The 307-nt window shown below is 46.6% G+C and carries 1 protein-coding gene; it reads right to left on the bottom strand.

Going from position 1 to position 307, the window contains the following annotated elements:
* Window positions 1-279 (bottom strand): GAD-like domain-containing protein (locus OH455_RS23335; RefSeq protein WP_333482734.1); only part of this gene is annotated, 279 nt, incomplete at its 3' end.
* Window positions 280-307 lie beyond the last annotated feature (28 nt).

The following is a 307-nucleotide window of genomic DNA, read 5'->3' as shown; positions in this document are numbered from 1 at the left end:
GAGTTGACCATAGCAATTGCGCGCGATCACATGGTAGTTGTCATAATTGGCAAACTCTGTGTCCTTGAGGAAGGACTCAAGCACATCTTCAAACTCAGCGGGATTAGTAATCCAAAATAGGCCATCTTGAAACCCCGAAAACCCCATCTGTCGCCAATATTCCAGCAACCTATCGGGTAAGAGCCCACGATAGCGCTCTATTTGCTCTGAGGTGGCGACGACAAGTTCTGTCGGGCTACCAAATTTTGACAGAAAAAACGCTAAGTATTCATCGTTCATCTGTTTGACGTCCTTGTAATGGCCGACT

The organism is Vibrio sp. T11.5, from assembly GCF_027587155.1.
Classification (GTDB): domain Bacteria; phylum Pseudomonadota; class Gammaproteobacteria; order Enterobacterales; family Vibrionaceae; genus Vibrio; species Vibrio neptunius.
The sequence above is the reverse complement of the archived record's forward strand: the minus strand, read 5'-3'. Positions and strand labels throughout refer to the sequence as shown.